At 72.0% G+C, this 20,860-nt stretch carries 22 protein-coding genes and 2 tRNA genes; 6 read left to right on the plus strand and 18 right to left on the minus strand.

Annotated elements, in window-relative coordinates; translation table 11 throughout:
- Window positions 1-47 precede the first annotated feature (47 nt).
- Together G8E01_RS08520 and cofD are read left to right on the plus strand one after the other, a co-directional pair.
- Window positions 48-341: a hypothetical protein gene (locus G8E01_RS08520; protein ID WP_166318493.1), complete on the plus strand. Its 294-nt coding sequence runs from the start codon at window positions 48-50 to the stop codon at window positions 339-341.
- Window positions 342-482: 141 nt separating this feature from the next.
- The gene (gene cofD, locus G8E01_RS08525; protein WP_166318496.1) at window positions 483-1,451 is read left to right on the plus strand and encodes a 2-phospho-L-lactate transferase; all 969 of its coding nucleotides are present in this window, start codon (window positions 483-485) and stop codon (window positions 1,449-1,451) included.
- A 9-nt stretch (window positions 1,452-1,460) separates the two neighbouring features.
- Here the strand turns inward: cofD and mutM are convergent, their stop codons facing one another.
- From mutM to G8E01_RS08555, 6 genes are all read right to left on the minus strand, one after another.
- The gene (gene mutM, locus G8E01_RS08530) at window positions 1,461-2,378 is read right to left on the minus strand and encodes a bifunctional DNA-formamidopyrimidine glycosylase/DNA-(apurinic or apyrimidinic site) lyase (protein WP_166318499.1); all 918 of its coding nucleotides are present in this window, start codon (window positions 2,376-2,378) and stop codon (window positions 1,461-1,463) included.
- Window positions 2,371-3,075 carry a ribonuclease III gene (gene rnc, locus G8E01_RS08535; protein ID WP_166318502.1) on the minus strand — a complete coding sequence of 235 codons (705 nt, stop codon included), beginning with the start codon at window positions 3,073-3,075 and terminating at the stop codon, window positions 2,371-2,373. The genes mutM and rnc overlap by 8 nt, the downstream gene beginning before the upstream one ends.
- A gap of 7 nt (window positions 3,076-3,082) precedes the next feature.
- A complete protein-coding gene (gene rpmF / locus G8E01_RS08540) occupies window positions 3,083-3,292 on the minus strand; it encodes a 50S ribosomal protein L32 (RefSeq protein ID WP_155049392.1) in 210 nt (69 codons plus the stop codon).
- Between the two features lie 2 nt (window positions 3,293-3,294).
- Complete coding sequence (locus tag G8E01_RS08545; RefSeq protein WP_205827501.1) at window positions 3,295-3,783, minus strand: YceD family protein; 489 nt, start codon at window positions 3,781-3,783, stop codon at window positions 3,295-3,297.
- 112 nt (window positions 3,784-3,895) lie between these two features.
- Window positions 3,896-4,396 carry a pantetheine-phosphate adenylyltransferase gene (gene coaD / locus G8E01_RS08550; protein WP_166318508.1) on the minus strand — a complete coding sequence of 167 codons (501 nt, stop codon included), beginning with the start codon at window positions 4,394-4,396 and terminating at the stop codon, window positions 3,896-3,898.
- Window positions 4,397-4,429: 33 nt separating this feature from the next.
- Window positions 4,430-6,607, minus strand: coding sequence for an ATP-dependent DNA helicase RecG (locus G8E01_RS08555; protein ID WP_166318511.1), 2,178 nt, complete (start codon window positions 6,605-6,607; stop codon window positions 4,430-4,432).
- 57 nt (window positions 6,608-6,664) lie between these two features.
- Between G8E01_RS08555 and rsmD the strand changes: the two genes are divergently transcribed.
- Window positions 6,665-7,264 (plus strand): 16S rRNA (guanine(966)-N(2))-methyltransferase RsmD, encoded by a 600-nt coding sequence (gene rsmD, locus G8E01_RS08560; RefSeq protein WP_166318514.1) that lies wholly within the window; start codon window positions 6,665-6,667, stop codon window positions 7,262-7,264.
- Here rsmD and thiL read toward each other — a convergent pair.
- Window positions 7,228-8,217, minus strand: a complete 990-nt coding sequence (gene thiL / locus G8E01_RS08565; protein WP_166318517.1) for a thiamine-phosphate kinase — start codon at window positions 8,215-8,217, stop codon at window positions 7,228-7,230. The genes rsmD and thiL overlap by 37 nt on opposite strands.
- A 31-nt stretch (window positions 8,218-8,248) precedes the next feature.
- On the opposite strand from thiL, the gene G8E01_RS08570 reads away from it, so the two are divergent.
- On the plus strand, window positions 8,249-8,740 hold the full coding sequence (locus G8E01_RS08570) for a DUF3515 family protein (RefSeq protein ID WP_166318520.1): 492 nt from the start codon (window positions 8,249-8,251) through the stop codon (window positions 8,738-8,740).
- Between the two features lie 4 nt (window positions 8,741-8,744).
- Here G8E01_RS08570 and G8E01_RS08575 read toward each other — a convergent pair whose 3' ends face one another.
- The 8 genes from G8E01_RS08575 to G8E01_RS08610 form a co-directional block, all read right to left on the minus strand.
- Window positions 8,745-9,833: a D-alanine--D-alanine ligase family protein gene (locus G8E01_RS08575; protein ID WP_166318523.1), complete on the minus strand. Its 1,089-nt coding sequence runs from the start codon at window positions 9,831-9,833 to the stop codon at window positions 8,745-8,747.
- Complete coding sequence (locus tag G8E01_RS08580; RefSeq protein WP_166318526.1) at window positions 9,739-10,845, minus strand: NAD(P)H-dependent glycerol-3-phosphate dehydrogenase; 1,107 nt, start codon at window positions 10,843-10,845, stop codon at window positions 9,739-9,741. The genes G8E01_RS08575 and G8E01_RS08580 overlap by 95 nt, the downstream gene beginning before the upstream one ends.
- Window positions 10,842-11,597 carry a lysophospholipid acyltransferase family protein gene (locus tag G8E01_RS12775; RefSeq protein WP_240921392.1) on the minus strand — a complete coding sequence of 252 codons (756 nt, stop codon included), beginning with the start codon at window positions 11,595-11,597 and terminating at the stop codon, window positions 10,842-10,844. The genes G8E01_RS08580 and G8E01_RS12775 overlap by 4 nt, the downstream gene beginning before the upstream one ends.
- Window positions 11,594-12,955 carry a UDP-N-acetylglucosamine 1-carboxyvinyltransferase gene (gene murA / locus G8E01_RS08590; RefSeq protein WP_166318530.1) on the minus strand — a complete coding sequence of 454 codons (1,362 nt, stop codon included), beginning with the start codon at window positions 12,953-12,955 and terminating at the stop codon, window positions 11,594-11,596. The genes G8E01_RS12775 and murA overlap by 4 nt, the downstream gene beginning before the upstream one ends.
- Before the next feature lie 63 nt (window positions 12,956-13,018).
- A complete protein-coding gene (leuD, locus tag G8E01_RS08595; RefSeq protein WP_166318532.1) occupies window positions 13,019-13,615 on the minus strand; it encodes a 3-isopropylmalate dehydratase small subunit in 597 nt (198 codons plus the stop codon).
- Between the two features lies 1 nt (window position 13,616).
- Window positions 13,617-15,083, minus strand: coding sequence for a 3-isopropylmalate dehydratase large subunit (gene leuC / locus G8E01_RS08600; protein WP_166319820.1), 1,467 nt, complete (start codon window positions 15,081-15,083; stop codon window positions 13,617-13,619).
- 202 nt (window positions 15,084-15,285) lie between these two features.
- A complete protein-coding gene (locus G8E01_RS08605) occupies window positions 15,286-16,293 on the minus strand; it encodes a TerC/Alx family metal homeostasis membrane protein (protein WP_166318534.1) in 1,008 nt (335 codons plus the stop codon).
- Window positions 16,294-16,498: 205 nt separating this feature from the next.
- Window positions 16,499-16,571, minus strand: a tRNA-Glu gene (locus G8E01_RS08610).
- A 175-nt stretch (window positions 16,572-16,746) separates the two neighbouring features.
- Here G8E01_RS08610 and G8E01_RS08615 point away from each other — a divergent pair.
- Complete coding sequence (locus G8E01_RS08615; protein ID WP_166318536.1) at window positions 16,747-17,382, plus strand: MBL fold metallo-hydrolase; 636 nt, start codon at window positions 16,747-16,749, stop codon at window positions 17,380-17,382.
- Window positions 17,383-17,418: 36 nt separating this feature from the next.
- Window positions 17,419-18,669: a CoA transferase gene (locus G8E01_RS08620; protein ID WP_166318538.1), complete on the plus strand. Its 1,251-nt coding sequence runs from the start codon at window positions 17,419-17,421 to the stop codon at window positions 18,667-18,669.
- On the opposite strand, the gene G8E01_RS08625 is transcribed toward G8E01_RS08620, so the two are convergent.
- From G8E01_RS08625 to G8E01_RS08635, 3 genes are all read right to left on the minus strand, one after another.
- Window positions 18,666-19,598, minus strand: coding sequence for a diacylglycerol/lipid kinase family protein (locus tag G8E01_RS08625; protein ID WP_166318540.1), 933 nt, complete (start codon window positions 19,596-19,598; stop codon window positions 18,666-18,668). The two genes, G8E01_RS08620 and G8E01_RS08625, sit on opposite strands and share 4 nt — an antisense overlap.
- Before the next feature lie 63 nt (window positions 19,599-19,661).
- Window positions 19,662-20,513, minus strand: coding sequence for a bile acid:sodium symporter family protein (locus tag G8E01_RS08630; protein ID WP_166318543.1), 852 nt, complete (start codon window positions 20,511-20,513; stop codon window positions 19,662-19,664).
- Between the two features lie 258 nt (window positions 20,514-20,771).
- Window positions 20,772-20,846, minus strand: a tRNA-Gln gene (locus G8E01_RS08635).
- Window positions 20,847-20,860: the final 14 nt, after the last annotated feature.

Below are 20,860 nucleotides of genomic sequence, written 5' to 3' on the forward strand. Positions count from 1 at the left end.
GTTCCGCGGCACTCGCCGCCATCCTCCTCCCCACCTTGGAGATCATCGTGAACGTCACCGTTCCCACTCATCCGCCCTGTCCGGATCCGCACGTCCACGCCGCGTCCGCCGAGACCGCCCGTCGGGCCCCGCGCCCGCGTGCGCTCGACCGGCTCGCCATGCGGCTCGGCCTCGCGCTCATCGTCTACGGCACCCGCCCGCCGCGCCCGCGTGTGGCGCCGGGACCAGATGTGTCCGGCTACCGGCCGGGCGGCGCGGTCTACGCGCCGCACGCCGCCGATTCCGCGCTCGCCCGGCACGCGCTCCTCCACGGCGCCCCGACCCATCCCTTCGGCCGATGAGCGCCGGTGCGGAGAGGATCCGTAGCGCGCCGCTCGTCACGCCCGTCAGGCTTCCCCGGTCGGCCGGGGCGACGGACGCGGGCGAGTCGACATAACCGGAGTGCAGCGCCCGCCGCCGCCCGAACCCATACGCTCGTGAGTATGCGCATTGTGGTGATCGGCGGCGGCGTGGGCTGCGCGCGGTTTGTTCTGGGCCTTCGCGAACAGGTGCGTCGGGCGGCCGCGGGCGACCGGATCGACGTCGTCGTCAATACCGGCGACGACTGGTGGCTCTCCGGCCTCCGGATCGCCCCCGACCACGACAGCCTCCTCTACGCGCTCGCCGGGGTGAACGATGCCGAGCGCGGCTGGGGTCGGGCGGGCGAGTCGGAGCGGGTGTCCGCGGAGCTCGCCGCCTGGGGCACCTCCCCGGAGTGGTTCACCCTCGGCGACCTGGATCTCGGCACCCACATCGCGCGGACCGCCTGGTTGCGGGGCGGCGCAAGCGTGAGCGAGGTGTACGCGCGGCTCGGCGCGCGCTGGCCGCTCGGGGCCCGCCTCCACCCCGCGACCGACGACGAGATCGACACGATCGTCGAGACCGACGAGGGCGACATGCACTTCCAGGAGTGGTGGGTCCGCCACCGCGCCGCGCTCCCCGCGCGCGGGTTCCGCCAGAGCGCGATCGCGCGCGCCCGCCCCTCCGAGGGCGCGGCCGCCGCGATCCGCGGGGCGGACGTCATTCTCCTCGCCCCGTCCAACCCCGTCGTCTCGATCGGGCCCGTGCTCGCGGTCCCCGGCATGCGCGAGCTCATGCACGGATCCGCCGCGCCCGTCGTGGGCGTGTCCGGGATCATCGGCGGATCCGTCGTGCGCGGCATGGCCGACGCCTGCCTCGCCGCGGTCGGCGTCGAGACCTCCGCGCGCGCGGTGGCCCAGCACTACGGCGCCCGCGCGGCGGGCGGCCTCCTGGACGGGTGGCTCGTCGACGACGTCGACGCCGACGCCGTGCCCGCGCTGGCGGAGGAAGGCATCGCCGCCCGCGCGGTCCCGCTGTGGCTCACGGATGACGACGCGCGGGCGCAGGTCGCCCGCGACGCGCTCGATCTCGCGCGCAAGATCGCCGGATAGCTGCCGGGGTCAGGCCACGCGAGGCGCCCGCTGACACGCGGGGCAGAAGTGGCTCGACCGGTTCGCGAATGCCGCACGGCGGATCGGCCGTCCGCACCGCGGGCATGGCTCGCCGGTCCGCCCATAGGCCTGCAGGGAGCGCGCGAAGTACCCCGCCTGCCCGTTCACGTTGACGTACTGCGCGTCGAAGCTCGTCCCGCCCTCCGCCAGCGCGCGGGTCAGCACGGCGCGCACCTCGGCGAGGATCCGGTTCGCGGCGCGCGTGGAGAGGGCACGCGCCGGCGTCTCCGGGTGCACCCGCGCGGCCCAGAGCGCCTCGTCCGCGTAGATGTTGCCGACGCCGCTGACGACGCGCTGATCGAGGAGCACACGCTTGACCGCCGAGGACGTGCGCGCCAGCGCGCGACGCAGCGCGAGGTCATCGAAGGCGGGGTCGAGCGGATCCCGCGCGATGTGCGCCGCCTGCGACGCGACGAGGGCTCGGTCGTCGCCGAATCCTCCCGGGGCCCCATCCCCCGTCGCGACGAGCGGATCGATCGCGAGCGAGCCGAACGTGCGCTGGTCCGCGAAGACCCACGCGACAAGGCCGTGGGACGGGTGCTCTACGAGGATCCGGATGCGCTCGTGCCGCTCGCGCGGGGCGCCGGGGGCGCGCAGCAGCATCTGCCCGCTCATGCCGAGGTGGCCCACGACGCACTCGCCCGCGGGCGACGACAGCGGGAACCAGAGGAACTTGCCGCGCCGCACCGCCGACAGGATGCCCTGGCCGGCGAGGCGCGCGGCGAAGTCGCCCGCGGGGTCCGGGCCGAACGCCGCGTGCCGCGTGAGGGCGCGCGCGTCGAGCACCTCGACGTCCGCGACGCGCGACCCTACCAGCGCCGGCGCGAGACCGGCGCGCACGACCTCGACCTCGGGGAGCTCAGGCACCCGCGCTCTCGCCCGCCGCGCGCCACAGCGTCAGCGCCGCGGCCATCTCGGCCTGCTTCTTGCTCGTGCCCTCGCCGCTCGCGGTGTGCGGGCCGACGCGCACGACGGCGCGGAAACGGCGGTCGTGATCCGGCCCCGTGCTCGAGATCTCGTACGTCGGCGCCGCCACGCCGAGCCGCGAGGCGAGCTCCTGGATCGCGGTCTTCGGATCCGTCGCCGCGCCGAAACGCGACGGATCGTCGAGGAGCGGCGTGATCAACCGGAGCACGAGCGCGTCCGCCGCGGCGCGCCCCGCCGAGAGGAAGGCCGCGCCCAGCACCGCCTCCGTCGCGTCCGCGAGGAGCGAGTCCTTGTCGCGCCCGCCGGTCTGCTCCTCGCCGCGCCCGAGCCGCAGGTGCGCGCCGAGGCCGATGCCGCGCGCGACGCCCGCGAGCGCGACCGTCGAGACAAGACCGGCACGGCGCTTGGCGAGCTCGCCCTCCGAGACGTCCGGGAACCGGTCGTAGAGCATCGCGGTCACGGCCAGGCCGAGGACGGAGTCGCCGAGGAACTCCAGGCGTTCGTTGTGGGGGATGCCGCCGTTTTCGTAGGCGAACGAACGGTGCGTCAGCGCCAAAGCGAGAAGCTCGGCGTCGATCTCGACGCCGAGCTTCTCGGGAAGTGTGGGCTGCGCACTTTCGTCAGAGCGCAGGGTCATGTCGACGTCAGACGTCGGCGACCTTGCGGCCCTTGTACTCGAGGAACAGCTCGGTGCCCTGCGAGTCCGTGACAACCTTCGCCTGGTGGGGGCGGCTGTAGACGACCTTGCCGTTCTCCACCGTCTTGACGAGGGCCGGGGCCTCCGCCTTCCACTGCGAACGACGCGAACGCGTGTTGGAGCGGGATACCCGGCGCTTCGGGGGGTTACCTGCCATGGCTAACTCTCTTCTCTGCTCTGGACGGCGCCGGGCGCCGACTCGGTGTGTGTGAGTTCCTGGAGCGCGGCCCATCGCGGGTCAACGGGGGCCGGCGCCTCGCCGGAAGATTCGGACCGACGATCGCCCGTGGCGGGATCAAGACCCGGGCAATCCGGCGAACAAACCGGCTGAAACGGAAGCGACAGAACGATCGCATCCCTGACCAGAGTTTCAAGATCCACGTGGTCGTCTTGAAGCTCAAAGTCAGATGTTTCCTGACCAGGGTACTCGAAAAGCTCCTGGAACTCGACTTCGACAGGCTGGGAGATGTCTCGCAGGCACCGCCCGCAGACGCCGTCGTAGATCGTGTCCACCGTGCCGGAGGCGAGGATCCCCTCGTGCACGGATTCGAGGCGCACCTCAAGCTCGAGTTCGCGCCCCTGTTCGACGGAGACGATCCCCTCTCCCCAACGCTCGGGCGCGGGGATCGTGAGGGAATGCTCGCGCATCTCGCCCGGCTTGCGCACGATGTCGCGCGCCGGGAGGACGAAGGGTCCGGAGAGTCGGTTCTTCACCCCTCCAGCGTACGTGCCGCCGCCGCCCCGGGGCACGCGGCGCGGCTCAGAATTCGCTTGGCGTCGCGCCCTTGAGGTACTGCGATACCGCGCCGGGGACATAGGGCGAAACGTCGCCGCCGAGGCTCGCGACCTGACGCACGAGCGAGCTCGACACGACGGAGTTCGCCGGATCCGCGAGCAGGAAGACGGTCTCCACCCCCGCGAGGTGATTGTTCACGACCGCCATGGGTGTCTCGTAGGCCACGTCCTGCTGCGAGCGGATCCCCTTCACGAGGACGCCCGCCCCGACCTCCTGCGCGTAGTCGACGAGGAGGCCGACGCTCCACGAGCCGACGATCACGCGCCCCGTGATCCCCGCCTCCGCGATCGCCTGCTCGAGCAGCTGCATCCTGAGGGCGATGGGGAGCATCCCCTCCTTGTCGGGGTTGTGGACGACGAGGACGTGCGTCTCGTCGTACAACGCCGCCGCGCGGCGCACGATATCGAGGTGCCCCAGCGTGGGCGGGTCGAACGATCCCGGGACGACGGCGACGCGATTGCTCATGGGGAAAGAGTAGCGAGCGCGCCGCGCGAACCGTCAGTTCTTCCGCATCGCGGCGCGCTCGACCTCGCCGACCTGCGCCGCGACCATCGCGCGCAGCCCCGCGTGTCGCTCGAGCTGGGGGTCGTCGCGCAGCACGTCGATCGCCATCGTGCGGGCCCGGTCAATGAGCCCGGCGTCCTTGATGACGCGCAGGAGCTTCAGCGAGGAGCGCGTGCCGGACTGCGCGTCTCCCAGGACATCGCCCTCGCCGCGAAGCCCGAGGTCGGCCTCCGCGAGCTCGAACCCGTCGAGCGTCGCGGCGACCGCCTCCACGCGCTCGCGGGCGGGCGTGCCCTCGAGCGCCTCGGTCACGAGGAGGCACAGGCCCGGAACGCCGCCGCGGCCCACCCGCCCGCGCAGCTGATGCAGCTGCGAGACGCCGAATCGATCGGCGTCGAGAATGATCATCGTCGACGCGTTCGGCACGTCGACGCCCACCTCGATGACGGTCGTCGCGACCACCACGTCGATCTCCCCGGCGGCGAACGCGCGCATCACGGCATCCTTGTCGTCGGCGGGAAGCTTGCCGTGGAGGGCGCGGATCCGGAGCGCCTGAGTATCGGGCTGCCGGGAGAGCGTGTCGGCCACCTGGAGCACGCCGAATCGCGGCCCCTTCGCGCCGTCCTCGCCTTCGAGCGCCGGGGCGTCGTCCACGTCGTCGAGGCGCGCCGCGGCGGTCGTCGCCTCCGTGTCGATCGCGGCGCAGACGACGAACACCTGGTGCCCCTTCGCAACCTCCTCCGCCGCGCGCTGCCAGACGCGGGCGAACCAGCCCGGTTTCTCGGCGATCGGCGCCACGAAGGTCTGGATGCCCGCGCGCCCCGCCGGCATCGTGCGGATCGTGGACACGTCGAGGTCGCCGAACACGGTCATCGCCACCGTGCGCGGGATCGGCGTGGCCGTAAGGACGAGGACGTGGGGGTTTTGGCCCTTCGCCCGGAGCGCCTCGCGCTGGTCGACGCCGAACCGGTGCTGCTCGTCGACGACGACGAGGCCGAGGTCGGCGAAGGTCGTCGTGTCGCTCAGCAGCGCGTGCGTGCCGACGACGATGCGGGCCTGCCCGGCCGCGACGCGGAGCGCCGCCCGGCGGCGCTCCGCCGCGCCCATGCTCCCCGTCACGAGCGTCGGGACGAGCTCGGCCGAAAGCTCCGGCCCCAGCATGCGCGTGATCGACCGCAGGTGCTGGGCCGCCAGCACCTCCGTCGGCGCGATGAGCGCGCTCTGCCCGCCGGACTCGGCGACCTGCAGCATGGCCCGCAGCGCCACAAGGGTCTTCCCCGACCCCACCTCGCCCTGTACCAGGCGGTTCATGGGGTGCGTCTCGGCGAGTTCCGCCGCGATGTCGATGCCCACGGTCTCCTGATCCGGGGTCAGCGTGAATCCGAGGGCGTCGTCGAACCGACCGACGAGGCCGCCCGCCCGCGCGGGGCGCGGCGTCGCGTCGAGCGCGCGCACCGCCACCCGCTGCTGCACGAGGGCGGTCTGCATCACGAAGGCCTCATGCAAGCGCAGCGTGTGCCGCGCGCGGTGCACGTCCGCGTCCGTCTCCGGCCGGTGAACGCGCTGGAGCGCCTCACGGGCGGGCAGGGCCTTCTGCGCTTGGCGCGCCTCGGCCGTGAGCGGATCCGGAACCTCGCCCAGCCCGTCGAGCGCGATCGTCACGAGGTCCTCGATCTTCCACGTCGGCAGGATCGAGGTCGCGGCGTAGATCGGAAGCGGGATCTCGGCGAACCGCTCCGCGTTCTCGCGCGCCTCCGCCTCGTCCGCGAAGAGCCGGTACTCCGGATGGGCGAACTGCAACTGCTCGCGGTACACGCCGACCTTGCCCGAAAAGATTCCGCGCGCGCCGGGCACGAGCTCGTTCGCCCGCCACTCCTGCCCGAAGAAGGTGAGCGACATTTCCCCGATGCCGTCGCCGATGACGACCTCGACGAGCTTCCCGCGGCGCTGGCGCATGGGGCGCACCTGGGTCTTGCGCACCTCCGCGACGATCGTGGCGGGCTGCCCCACCGGCAGTTCGAGGATCGGGGTGAGGTCCCCGCGCTTGGCGTACCGGCGCGGATAGTGCGTGACGAGGTCGCCGACCGACTCCATGCCGAACGCGCGCCCGAGGGCCTTGGCGGGCGTGACCCCCACGGCCTCCGCGAGCGGGGTATCCAGCGTGAAGCTCATCCCTCGATCATAGGTTCGGCCCCCGACATTCCCCGCGCCGGCCGTTAGGGTGGAGCGGTGACGAGGATCATCGCGGGCCGCGCCGGTGGCACCCGGCTCGACGTCCCGTCCTCCGGGACGCGCCCGACGAGCGAGCGGGTGCGCGAGTCGCTCTTCGGCGCCCTCGAGCCCACGGGCCTTCTCGACGGCACGGCGGTGCTCGACCTCTACGCCGGATCCGGCGCGCTCGGGCTGGAGGCGATCAGCCGCGGCGCGGCGCGGTGCGATCTCGTCGAGCGCGCGGCGCCGGCCGCGCGGATCGCCGAGCGCAACGCCCGGCGCGTCGCCGAGGCGGCGGGCGCCTCAGCCCGCGTGCACGCGAGCGGCGTGCAGCCCTTCCTCCGCTCCGCCCGCGGCCCCTACGATCTCGTCTTCCTCGACCCGCCCTACGACCTCGGCGCCGAGAAGCTGCAGGCCGACCTCCGCGCCCTCGCCCCGCTCCTCGCTCCCGACGCGCTCGTCGTCGTCGAGCGGGCGACGCGCTCGGGCGCCCCCGACTGGGCCGCGGCGGGTCTCGCGGCGTTCCGCGATCGCGCCTACGGCGATACCGCGCTCTGGTGGGGCGAGCCGCGGCAGGCCGATCAGGCCGGGGCCGCCCCAGACGCCCAGTCGCGATAGGGATCCCACCCGGATCCGCCCGCGTGCGGCTGACCGTCGACGAGCACCTCGCTCGCCCCGGCGGCCACGACCCGCCCGATCGCGCGAAACCCGGGCGGGAGCGCCCCCTCCGGGAACGTCGCCAGCAGCGCGTGGTCCTCGCCGCCCGCGAGCGCGGCCTGCGGATCCGGCCCCAGCGCGCGGGCGTCGAGGTCGAGCGCGACGCCCGAGGCACGCGCGAGCCGGCCCGCGTCGCGCGCCAGCCCATCGGAGACGTCCATCATCGCGGTCGCGCCGCCGCGCGCCGCGAAGGGCCCGAGCCCGACGGGCGGCTGCGGTCGCAGCTGGGCCGCGACGAGACGATCCTCCTCGGAGGCAAGCTCCGCGCGGTCGAGGGGCGTCGCGCGGCCGGCCTCATCGCAGAAGCGGGAGAAGAGGACGCGCAGCCCCGCGGCGGCCTGGCCCATCTCGCCCGCGAGCGCGACGACCTCCCCCGCGGCGGCTCCCGAGCGGAGCACGGGCTCACGCCCCTCCGTGTCGCCGAGCGCCGTGACGGCGATCGTGAGCGCGGCCGACTGCGTGAGGTCTCCCCCGACGACGGCGCACCCGGGAGCCAGCGCCTCGCAGGCCTCGCGGAACCCGTCCGCCATGGCCTCGACGTCGGCGATCGGCAGGTCACCGGGCAGGCCGAGCGCCACGACGAGCGCGGTGGGCCGCGCACCCATGGCCGCCACGTCGGCGAGGTTGACGGCGCACGCCTTCCAGCCCAGGTCGTACCCGGAGGACCATGCCCGCCGAAAGTCCGGCCCCTCGATGAGAGTGTCCGTTGTCACGACCACCGAGCCGGAGGTCTGAACGACCGCGGCGTCGTCGCCGGGGCCGACGCGGGCCGCGCTCGCTCGCCCCGTGCGGGCGAGGATCCGCGCCAGGATGTCGGATTCGGTGAGCTCGCGCACGAGGGTCGGTTGCTGCATCCCTTCAGCGTAGGGCGCCTAGGCTGGTCGGGTGATTCGTCGCCTCGCCGCCGCCGCCGCGCTCGCCGCCGGCGTCGCCCTCTCCGGTTGCACGCCCACCGTCCACATGGAGCCGGCCCCGCGGGCGAACGAACCGGTGTGCGCGGACGTGAGCGTACGCGTGCCCGAGCAGATCGGCGACCTGTCGCGCGTCTGGACTGACGCGCAGGCCACCGCGGCATGGGGCGACCCCTCCGTCGTGCTGTTCACGTGCGGGCTCGAGCCGCCGGCGCCGACGACCCTCCAGTGCGTGACCGTCTCCGGCGTGGACTGGATCGTCGACGAGACCGACTTCCCGAACCTGCGGCTCACGACCTACGGACGCGCGCCCGCGGCGCAGGTGTACGTCGACACGGAAGAGGTCAGCAGCAACGACGTGCTCGCGGCCCTCTCCAGCGCCGCCGGATCGCTCCCGAAGGAGTCCGAGTGCGTGGCCGCAGACGAGGCCGAGCCCGTCCCCGACGACGCCACGGTCGCCGGCTGAGCCGCTACGCCGCGAGCCCGAGCTCCACGAGCTCCGTGATCAGGTCGGCGTAGCTCAGGCCCGTCGCGATCCAACACTTCGGGTACATCGAGATCGGCGTGAAGCCCGGCATCGTGTTGAGCTCGTTCACGACGATCTCGCCCGCGGCGGTGAGGAACACGTCCACGCGGGCCAGCCCGCGGCCGTCCACGGCGTCGAAGGCGCGCGCGCCGATCTCGCGGATCCGCGCGGTCTCCTCGTCCGACAGCTGCGCGGGGCACACGATGTCGGCGCCGTCTCCCCCGAGGTACTTGCCCTCGAAGTCGTAGAACTCGCGCGTCGTCAGAACGATCTCGCCCGGAAGGGACGCGCGGGTCTCGCCCGCGGCGCGCCCCTCGAGCACCGCAACCTCGATCTCGCGCCCGACGATCGCGGTCTCGACGAGCACCTTGTCGTCCTCCGCGAACGCCACGCGCATCGCCTCGGCGAGCTCCGACGCGTCGTGCGCCTTCGACACGCCCACGCTCGAACCGGCGCGGGACGGCTTGACGAAGACCGGGTAGCCCAGGCCGTCGACGGCGGACCGCACGGCCTCCTCGTCCGAGGCCCACTGCCGCGCTCGCACCGTGACCCACGGCGCCACGGCGATGCCCGCCGCCTGGAGCGCGACCTTCATGAAGTGCTTGTCCATGCAGACGGCGGAATCCAGCACGCGCCCGCCGGCGTACGGGATCTCGAGCACGTCGAGGAACCCCTGCATCGTGCCGTCCTCGCCGTGGATCCCATGCAGGATCGGCAGCACGACATCGACCTCGCCGAGGCTGTCCACCCGGCCGTCCGCGTGACGGACCCGCAGCTCGCGCGCGCCCCCCGGCATCGGCCACAGCACGCGCGTGCCGTTGTCCGTCACCTCGGGGAGCTGCGCCGCGTCGAGCCGGAAGCGCTCCGGGTCGTCCTCCTCGAGCACGAACACCCCGTCGCGCGTGATTCCCACGGGGATCACGCGGAACCGGTCGCGATCAATCGCCCCGAGAACCCCGCCCGCCGTCGCGGAAGAGATCGCGTGCTCGCTCGAGCGCCCTCCGAAGAGGACCGCCACGGTCGCCTGTGCCATACTGCGTCTCCTCCTGGGGAGTGTCGTCGTCCGTTGTGAGGTGCGGGGCGATGTCCCGAGGATCCATCGTGCCATCCAGCACCATGCGCACCTGCTCCACGATCGGCATGTCCACGCCGCGCGCCTTCGCGAGCTCGAGGATCGGCGCCACCGAGCTGAGCCCCTCCGCCGTCTGCTCCATGTGCGAGACGACGTCGGGGAGCGAATACCCCTGTCCGAGCAGGCGCCCGGCCGTGTTGTTCCGGCTCAGCGGCGACTGGCAGGTCGCGATGAGGTCGCCGAGGCCCGCGAGCCCCTGCATCGTTTCCGGCTGCGCCCCGTAGGCGACCGCGAAGTCGGTCATCTCCACGAGGCCGCGGGTGATGATCGACGCCTTCGTGTTCTCGCCGTACCCGACGCCGTCCACGATGCCGATCGCGACGGCAATGAGGTTCTTCAGCACGCCGCCGAACTCCGTCCCGGCAACATCGCTGTTCACGAAGGTGCGGAAATACCGGGTCGACGCCGTGCGGGCAATGGCCGCGGCGGTGTCGCCGTTTACGGACGAGACGACGGCGGCCGTCGGCTGCTCGCGGGCGATCTCGAGCGCGAGGTTCGGGCCGCTCGCGACCGCGATACGCGCGGGATCGCACGCGAGCGCCTCCCGGATCACCTCGCTCATGCGCAGCCCCGAGCGCTTCTCGACGCCCTTCATGAGGCTCACGACAGGTACCTCGGATCCCGAGAGCGCCTTTCGAGCCGACTTCAGCGTGTCCCGCGCGGACGAGCTCGGCACCGAGACGAACACCTGGTCGGCCCCGTCGAGGGCCGCGGCCAGGTCCGGCGTCGCGCGCATGCTGCGCGGGAGGTTGATGCCCGGCAGGTAGCGCGAGTTGCGCCGCGCCTCGGTGATCTCGCGCGCGAGTTCCGGTCGGCGCGCCCACATCACGACATCGGATCCGCCGTCCGCGAGGATCTTGCCGAAGGTCGTCCCCCAGCTCCCTGCCCCGAGGACCGCGACTCGCGCGCTCACAGACGCCCCGTCTCGGCCTGGCCGTTCTTCGCCGGGTCCCACAGCTCGGCCGGGGGCTGCTCGCCGCGAATGCCGCCGAGGAGCCGGGCGATGTCGCCCATGATGCGGCTCGTCGCCTCGGTGAGGACGCCGCGCTCGTGCTCGCGGCCCACGAGGTCGGACAGGTCGACGGGCTCGCCGACGACGACCGTGATGCGGCGGCGCGGCGGGAAGAGGCGGAGCCTGCCGTAGCGCGGCATGATCTGCTGCTCGCCCCAGTGCGCGAGGGGGATGACGGGGATGTCGCCCGCGAGCGCGAGCCGCGCCGCGCCGGACTTGCCGCGCATCGGCCACAGGTCGGGGTCGCGCGTGAGCGTGCCCTCGGGATAGACGATCACCCCGCTGGCGCGCTCGACGAGGCCGCGCGCCTGCTCGATCGACTGCGAGGCGCCGCCCGGGCCGCGGCCCGACCGCGCGACGGGCACCATGCCGGTCGCGCGTAGGGCGGACCCGAGCACGGGCACGCGGAAGAGGCTCTCCTTCGCCATGAAGCGCGGCGCCCGCCCCATCTTCCACACGGCGACCGCGACCGTCAGGGGGTCGATCTCGCTGTGGTGGTTGGGCGCCAGGACGTACGCGCCCTCGCGCGGGAGGTTCTCCGCGCCGCGGATCTCGATCCGCGCGAGCGCGCCCACGACGGGCACGATGACCGCGGCGAGCGGCCAGAAGATGCTCGGACGGGACTTCTCCCGCGAGGCCTGCGCCACGCTCAGCCCACGACGTCGAAGTCGGCGCCGAGAGCCTCGAGCTTGTCGAAGAACTTCTCGTAGCCGCGGCGGATGATGCCGACGTTCGACACGCGGGAGGTGCCCTCGGCCGCGAGGGCCGCGATCACGTACGCGTAGCCGCCGCGCAGGTCGGGAACGACGATCTCGGCGCCCGTCAGCGGAGTCGGTCCCGTGATCACGGCGGCCTGCTCGAGCTCGCGGCGCGGAACGCGGCGGTACTCCCCCTCCAGCCCCTCGGGGTGCACGACGATGTCGGCGCCCATCTGGTTGAGGGCGTGGGTGAAGCCGAGGCGGTTCTCGTACACCGTCTCGTGGACGACGGAGGTGCCCTCGGCCTGCGTGAGCGCGACGATGAGCGGCTGCTGCCAGTCGGTCATGAACCCGGGATGCACGTCGGTCTCGACGGTCACGGGCTTGAGCGGCGTCGCCGCGCGGCGGAAGTAGATCCCGTCGTCGGTGATGTCGAAGGATCCGCCGACCTTCCGGAAGACGTTGAGGAAGGTGAGCATCTCGTACTGGCGCGCGCCCTTGACGAAGATCTCGCCGTCGGTCGCGAGCGCGGCGCAGGCCCAGGACGCGGCCTCGTTGCGGTCGAAGAGGCTGCGGTGGTCGTAGCCGTGGAGCTCGTCGACGCCCTCGATGAAGATGACGCGGTTCGGCTCGTAGGAGATGATCGCGCCCATCTTCTGGAGGACGCCGATCAGGTCCATGATCTCGGGCTCGATGGCCGCGTTGCGCAGCTCCGTCACGCCCTTCGCGCGCACGGCCGTGAGCAGCACCTGCTCCGTCGCGCCGACGCTCGGGTAGGGCAACTCGATGTTCGCGCCGTGGAGGCCCTCCGGCGCCGACAGGCGGATCCCGTTCGGCTGCTTGTCGACGATGGCGCCGAACTTCCGCAGCGCCTCGAGGTGGAAGTCGATGGGACGATCGCCGATCCGGCACCCCCCGAGGTCGGGAATGAACGCCTGGCCGAGCAGGTGCAGGAGCGGACCGCAGAAGAGGATCGGGATCCGACTCGACCCCGCGTGCGCGTCGATCTCCTCGAACCCGGCCGACTTCGCGCCGGCCGGGTCGAGGATGAGCGATCCCGGCTCCTCGCCCTCGGACACGGCCACACCGTGCACCTCGAGGAGCGAACGCACGACCTCCACGTCGCGGATCTCGGGGACGTCGCGCAGCGTGGACGGCGTCTCGCCGAGGAGCGAGGCGACCATGGCTTTCGTCGCGAGGTTCTTCGCGCCCTTGACGTCCACCTGGCCCGTGAGCGGGCGGCCGCCCCGGATCTCGAGCACGTCGCCCGACACCGCGGGAGTCGTCGACTGAGCGTTACCTACGAGAGTCATGCGTGTGGAGCCTCACTTACTTCCGGCGAACCGTCCGCGCCCGGGATGGGGCGGATCCTCAGCTCACGGAACCGGGAGGGTCCGTGGCCGCCACGCCTCGCGGCGGGCCTCGAACTGCGCGATCTCGTCCTGGTGACGCAGGGTCAAACCGATGTCGTCGAGCCCTTCGAGGAGCCGCCACCTAGTGTAATCGTCGATCTCGAACGCGGCCGTGAAGTCGCCGATCGTGGCGGTTCGCGCCACGAGGTCGACGGTCATGGAGGTGCCCGGCTGCGCGTCGATCGCGGCCCAGATCTTCGCCAGGTCGTCCTCGGCAATGACGCCCGCGACGAGGCCCTGCTTGCCCGAGTTGCCCCGGAAGATGTCCGCGAAGCGCGGCGAGAGCACCACCCGGAAGCCGAAGTCGCGAAGCGCCCACACGGCGTGCTCGCGGCTGGATCCCGTGCCGAAGTCGGATCCCGCCACGAGGATCGACGCGCCCGCGAAAGACGGCTGGTTGAGGACGAAATCCTCGTCCTGGCGCCAGCTGTAGAACAGGGCGTCGTCGAAGCCCGTCTTCGTCACCCGCTTGAGGAACACGGCGGGGATGATCTGGTCGGTGTCGACGTTCGAGCGCTTCAGCGGCGCGGCTACGCCCGTGTGGGTCGTGAACTTTTCCATGTCAGGCCTCCGCTCCCGTCATCGCGGGCTCATCGATCGGTTCCAGGTCGGACGGGCTCGAGAGCGTCCCGCGCACGGCGGTCGCGGCGGCCACCAGGGGCGACACGAGGTGCGTGCGGCCCCCCTTGCCCTGGCGCCCCTCGAAGTTACGGTTACTCGTCGACGCGCATCGCTCCCCCGGCTCGAGCTGGTCCGGGTTCATGCCGAGGCACATCGAGCACCCCGCGAAACGCCATTCGGCGCCGAACGCCTCGACGATCTTGTCGATTCCCTCGGCCTCGGCCTCGAGGCGCACGCGGGCGGACCCGGGCACCACCATGACGCGGACGCCCTCCGCCTTGGTGCGGCCGGCAATGATCGACGCGAAAGCGCGCAGGTCCTCGATCCGGCTATTGGTGCACGACCCCATGAACACGGCGTCGACCGGGATCTCCTTCATGGGCGTCCCGGGCGCGAGGTCCATGTACTCGCACGCGCGCTCCGCCGCCGCCCGCTCGTTGGGGTCGGCGAAGGTCTCCGGCCGCGGCACGGCGTCGCTGAGCGAGACCCCCTGGCCCGGGTTCGTGCCCCACGTCACGAACGGCTCGAGCTCGTTCGCGTCGATGAAGACCTCGGCGTCGAACGCGGCGCCCTCGTCGGTCGGCAGCGTCTTCCAGTACGCCACCGCGGCGTCCCAGTCCTCGCCCTGCGGCGCGTGCGGGCGGCCCTTCACGTAGTCGAAGGTAGTCTCGTCCGGCGCGACCATGCCGGCGCGCGCGCCCGCCTCGATCGACATGTTGCAGATCGTCATGCGCCCCTCCATCGAGAGGGCGCGGATCGCGCTGCCGCGGTACTCGAGCACGTAGCCCTGGCCGCCGCCCGTGCCGATCTTCGCGATGACGGCGAGGATGATGTCCTTCGCCGTCACACCCGGCTTCAACTCGCCCTCCACCGTGATCGCCATGGTCTTGAACGGCTTCAGCGGCAGCGTCTGGGTCGCCATGACGTGCTCAACCTCGCTCGTCCCGATCCCGAACGCGAGCGCGCCGAAGGCGCCGTGCGTCGAGGTGTGACTGTCGCCGCACACGACCGTCAGGCCCGGCATCGTGAGCCCCAGCTGCGGGCCGACGACGTGCACGATGCCCTGCTCCGCGTCGCCCAGCGAGTGCAGGCGCAGGCCGAACTCCTCGGCGTTCCGGCGCAGAGTGTCCACCTGCGTGCGGCTCGTGAGGTCGGCGATCGGCTTGTCGATGTCGAGCGTCGGGGTGTTGTGGTCCTCGGTCCCGATCGTGAGGTCCAGCCGCCGGGGGGTGCGACCCTCGGCGCGGAGGCCATCGAACGCCTGCGGGCTCGTGACCTCGTGCACGAGGTGCAGGTCGATGTAGATCAGGTCGGGCTGGCCGTCCTCGCCGCGGACGACGACGTGGTCGTCCCACAGCTTCTCGGCCAGGGTGCGGGGGTGGTCCGGGATCCGGATATCGGCGGTCATGCTGGTCTCGTGCTCCTTCACGTCGTCGGTGTCGGCCATCGACAAACTCCGCGACGGGAAAGGCCTACGAGGAGAGCCCGTCGCGGCAGCTAAGGAGAAGCCGGAAGCACCGCACGACACGACAGTAGCAGAATGCCCAGGCCCGGCCGCGCGCGAGCGGCCGGGCCTGGGCACAATGCGCACCCCGGCAGGGTGCGAGCCGTCACTTCTGGCGCGTGGACGCCTCCGAGGTGACCTCGGCGGCACCCCGCGCCGGCACGAGGCTCGCGAGCGTGGCCACGAGGAGGGATCCGAGGATCACGCCGAGTGAGACCCAGTTGCTGATTTCGGGCGCCCACTCGACGTGCTCGCCCCCGTTGATGAACGGCAGCTCGTTGACGTGCAGGGCGTGGAAGAACAGCTTCGCGCCGATGAACGCCAGGATGAACGCGACGCCGTACTTCAGGAAGCGCAGCTTCTCGAGGAGATCGCCGAGGAGGAAATAGAGCTGGCGCAGCCCCATGAGCGCGAACAGGTTGGCCGCGAAGACGAGGAATGGATCCTGCGTGATCCCGAAGATCGCCGGGATCGAGTCGATCGCGAAGACGAGGTCCGTCACGCCGATCGACACGAACACGATGATCATGGGCGTGAGGACCTTCTTGCCGTCGACGACCGTGCGGAGCTTGGCGCCGTCGTAGCTGTCGTGAATCGGGATGAAGCGGCGCAGCACCCGGACGATGAAGGTCTCGGTCTGGGCGTCGCTCTCCTCTGCCTCCCGCTCGAACGCCTGGCACGCGGCCGTGTAGACGAGGAAGGCGCCGAAGATGTAGAAGATCCAGCTGAAGTTCTCGATGAGGGCCGCGCCCGCGAGGATGAAGGCGGCGCGTAGCACGAGGGCGATGAGGATGCCGACCATCAGCACCTCCTGCTGATAGCGGCGCGGCACCCCGAACTGCGCCATGATCAGCACGAAGACGAAGAGGTTGTCGATCGACAGGCTGTACTCGGTGAGCCAGCCGCTCACGAACTCGACCGCGTGGTCCGCGTCGCCGATGAGCCACAGCACGACCGCGAACACGAGCGCGAGCGCGACGTAGAACACGACCCACAGCGACGACTCGCGCGTGGAGGGGATGTGCGGGCGCTTGAGGATCAGCAGCAGATCGGCGACCAGGATGACGACGAGGACGGCGAGCGAGCCGACCTCGAACCAGACGGGAATGCCCACGCGGGGTCCTTTCGGGTGCGACGGAGGACGAAAGTCTCTCCCCCGCCTTCCGGCGGTGCGCGCCCGGGGCCGCTGACGAATGGGGCCCGTACTGACGATGCGCGCAAGAACGGGATACTCCCTCTCGCGCCTCTCATCGTACGCGGTGCCCGCGCGGGGGGAAAAGCAGAACGCCCGGATCGGAAGATCCGGGCGTTCTGTGCGGTGACCCCAGCGGGATTCGAACCCGCGTTACCGGCGTGAGAGGCCAGCGTACTAGGCCGCTATACGATGGGGCCGCATCTGTGTTGTTATCTTGTTCCCGCTCGCGGCAACTAGATAACCATAACCTGACCGAGCGCGCACGACAAAATCGAGGCGCCCTCGGCGCGCCGCCCGGGCGTGTCTCCTGCCGCACACCCTATCCGGCGGGCGCGGCCCGGGGAACCCCCGTGCCGTGGCATTGTCGGAGCCATGCGCGTTGTCAAACACGAACATGCCTTTCTCACCATCGAGCACGGGGGCGAGACGCTCGTCATCGACCCGGGCGCCTTCGCGCCGTCCCTGGGCGATCCCGCGAACGTCACCGCCGTCGTCGTCACGCACGAGCACCCCGACCACTGGGCCGCCGACCACCTTCGCGGGATTCGCGCCCGCTTCCCCGAGGTGCCCATGTTCACCACGGCCGCGACGGCGAGCGCCTCGCCGGTCGACATGACGGTCGTCGCGCCGGGCGACGAGGTCCGCGCAGGCGCCTTCCGGTTGCGGTTCTTCGGCGGCACCCACAGCGAGATCCATTCGTCGATTCCGCTCATCGACAACGTGGGGGTGCTCGTCAACGACGCGCTCTACTATCCGGGCGACTCGTATGCCGTGCCGGGCGGGGTCGACGTCGAGGTGCTCGCGGCGCCGATCGGCGCGCCGTGGCTGAAGATCGGCGAGGCGATGGACTTCGTGCTCGCCGTCGCGCCGCGGCGCGCGTTCGGCACGCACGACGCGACGCTGGCGGCGCCGGGCCTCGCGATGCACCGCGATCGCCTGGAGTGGGCCGCGCGCCAGGGCGGCGGGGAATTCGCCCGGCTCGACGCGGGCGACGCACTCGAGATCTGACCCCACGGCCCCGCGGCGCGGGCGTAGCCTGTCGCCATGAGCGTGAGGGTGCGCCGGTGGTGGCGCGGGCCGTTCGACGTCGAAGGCTTCGCCATCGACGCGGTCGAGGATGCCGGCTCCGCGGCCATGGCTGCGGCCGCCAGCGCGGGCCGGCACGTGCACGCGGAGACGACGTCCGAGCTCGTCGCGGCGTCGTTCGCCGCGCTGGAGCACCTCCGCGTGGACGGACGGACCCCGTCCCCCTGGGCACCGCTGTCGGGATTCTTTCGCACCGCGGACGGGTGGATCCGCACCCACGGCAACTACCCGCACCACGCCGAGGCGATCGCGCGGGCCACGGGAGCACGCGAACGCGCCGACCTCGAGGGCGCCGCGCGGGCGGCCCGCGCGGACGACATCGCCCACGCGATCGTGGCCGCGGGCGGCATCGCGACGCGCGTGCGCACGCGCGCCGAGTGGGACGCGCATCCGCACGCGTCGGCGACGCGGGACGAGCCGTGGATCGACGCCGAGCCGGGCGAGGCGGCGCGCCCGCGGCGGGACGGATCCGGCCCCCTCGCGGGTCTGCGGGTCCTGGACCTCACCCGCGTGCTGGCCGGCCCCTCGTGCTCGCAGCTGCTCGCCTGCCTCGGCGCCGACGTCCTGCGCATCGATCCACCCGGAATGCCGGAGATCCTCGATCAGCATCTCGCGACCGGCATGGGAAAGCGTTCCGCCGCCCTCGATCTCCGCACCGAGGGCGCCGCGGCCCGCGAGCTCGCGGCGGGCGCGGACGTCGTCGTGCTCGGGTACCGGCCGGGCTCGCTCGAGCGCCACGGGTTCGGGGCCGACGCGCTCCGGGAGGACTTCCCCCACCTCGTCGTCGCGACGCTCAGCGCGTGGGGCGACCGGGGCCCGTGGGGCGACCGCGCCGGGTTCGACTCGATCGTGCAGGCCGCGACCGGGATCGCCGACGCAATGCGCCACCCGGACGGGACGCCGGGGGCGTTGCCGGTGCAGGCGCTCGACTACGCGACGGGCATGCGGCTGGCGGCGGCGGTCATGCGGCTCGTCGCGGGCGGCCGCGGCGGCCGGATCCGCGCGTCCCTCCTCGGCGCGGCGACGGCGCTGCAGGGCAGACCGGCGGATCCGACGCGGCCCGAGCTCACGCTCGGCGTTCCCGTCGTGGGGATCGACTCGCCGCACGGCCGCCTCCTCGCCGTGCCGCCGCCGCTCCTCATCGACCGGCTCTCGATCGAGCGCCCCGTGGGCGGATACGGCGCCGCGGAACCGGCCTGGGCAAGCTAGCGCACGCGCAGGGCGCCGGGCTGCACCGTCAGCCGGACGCGGGACACCTCGCCGACCTCGTCCCCGTCGACCTCGAAGTGGCGGGGTTCGGAGAGCTCCAGGTCCAGCGACTCGAACGATCCGTAGGACACGCTCTCGCTGTTGCGGGCCTCGCCCGGCAGGAAGCGCCCGATCCCGCTGTTCCAGACGAGGTTGCGGAAGGCGTCCAGCCAGCCGACCACGCCGTCCGCGTCGACGGCGACCAAGTCGAGTCGGCCGTCCCCGAAGTCGGCGTCCGGGAGCAGGGCAATCCCGCCCTGGAGCGTGCCGCAGTTTCCCACGATCAGCGTGTGCGCGCGGGCCTCGCGGGCCTCCTGCCCGTCGATGCGCGCCGTGAACCCGATGACCTCGCTGGCCGACACGGCCCGCCCGAGCGACTCGACGTAGGCGAGCCACCCCGCGCGCTTTTTGAGGTCCTCGTCGGTCTCCGTGATCATGTGGGCGTCGATGCCGAAGCCGGCCATCACGGTGAAGGCGTACCGCGCGGGCCCGCCCGCGCTCTCGAGCTCCGCCCAGCCGACGTCGACGACGCGGGGCTGAGCGCGCAGCGCGTGGCGGATCGCGGCCGCGGGGCCCGTCAGCGGCACACCGAGGTTTCGGGCAAGCAGGTTCCCCGTCCCGAACGGCACGATCGCGAGGTCGACCTGCGCGCCGGAGTCCGCGAGCTCCTCGGCCACGGCGCGGACGGTCCCGTCGCCTCCCGCGGAGATGACGAGCTCCGCGCCGGCGGCGATCGCGTCGCGGCAGGCCGACCGGCCCGGGTCCTTTACCGTGGTCTCGTGCCAGCTCACGACCGTCCCGTCGGGGGCGCTCGCGAGCGCATGCTCGAGGCGATCGCGGTCGCCCTTCGCGGGGTTGAAGACGACGCCGATCGGCGGGTGTGCGCTCATGAGACGGATCCTGCCACGGATCCGGTCCGGCTCGCGCCAGCGGCTCCGTGTCGACAGGCCGTGTCAGCCCGCGTTGGCCCCCGCGCGGTGCCGGCCGATCTCCGACGCGAGGAGGATGAGGACGATCGGGAGCACGAGGGCGGCGACAAGCGTGGACACGACGGTGTCGCTGCCGAGCGAGGACGCGATCACGAGGGCGGCCGCGATGTTGCGCTGGGCCGCGCCGAGCGCGAGCACGATCTTGTCGCCGGACGAGCGCCCCCATCCCGAGACCCACCCCGCCCCGAGACCCGCAAGGATGACGATCGCGGTGCCGAGGAAGATCCAGGATCCGATCGACGCGAAGATCTCGCGCCACGTCAGCAGCACGCCCGCCACGACGCCGAGCGCGAGCCCCGTCGTCGAGGCCTTGGTGAATCCCCCCACGACCGCGTCGGCCGCGTCGGGGTACCGCCACTTCACGACGAGCCCGATCGCGAGCGGGAGGAGCATAAACAGGATCAGCGACTGGGCGATGTCCCACGTGGAGACCTCCGCGCCCTCAATGGCGAGGGGGACGACGATCGGCGCGAAGGCCACCGTCACGACCATGAGCAGGACCATGACCCCGACGGATAGCCCCGGGTCGCCCTTGGATAGCTTCGCGAGCGTCGGCAGGAACGGGGCTCCGGCGCAGCATCCGATGAGGATGATCGCCGCCCCGACCGCGTCATCGACCGGCAGGATCCGCGCGGCGAGGATGGCGATCGCGGGCACGACGACGAAGTTGGCCAGGAGGGTGAGCACGACCAGGCGCGCGCTCTTCAGCGGGGCGAGAACCTGGGACAGGGTGAGGTTCAGGCCGAGCCCCGCCATTCCCGCGACGACGAAGGTGAGGATCCCGACCTGGGCGATGATCGTGAGGACGTCCTGCATGGGTCAGCTCACCCGCGATCCGGTCGCGGTACTCGAACCGCGCGACTCTGCACGTACTGCGCCCATGGTGGGGTCCTCTCGCTCATTCTGCGATCAGCATATGGCCGGCGCGGCCCCGCGGCTACAAGGGATATTTCGCCTGCGGGCGGCGCGACCGACAGATCCGCTCGCAGGCGGAGACTACGCAAAAAGCCCCCGCGGTTTCCGCGAGGGCCGTTCGATACCTCTGTCTCGAATGAGAGAAAGGCGCCGAAAAAGTGGCTGGGGTACCTGGACTCGAACCAAGAACAACTGAACCAGAATCAGCCGTGTTGCCAATTACACCATACCCCAAGGGCGTTCCGGCT

The organism is Microbacterium excoecariae (genome assembly GCF_011326725.1).
Classification (GTDB): Bacteria; Actinomycetota; Actinomycetes; order Actinomycetales; family Microbacteriaceae; genus Microbacterium; species Microbacterium excoecariae.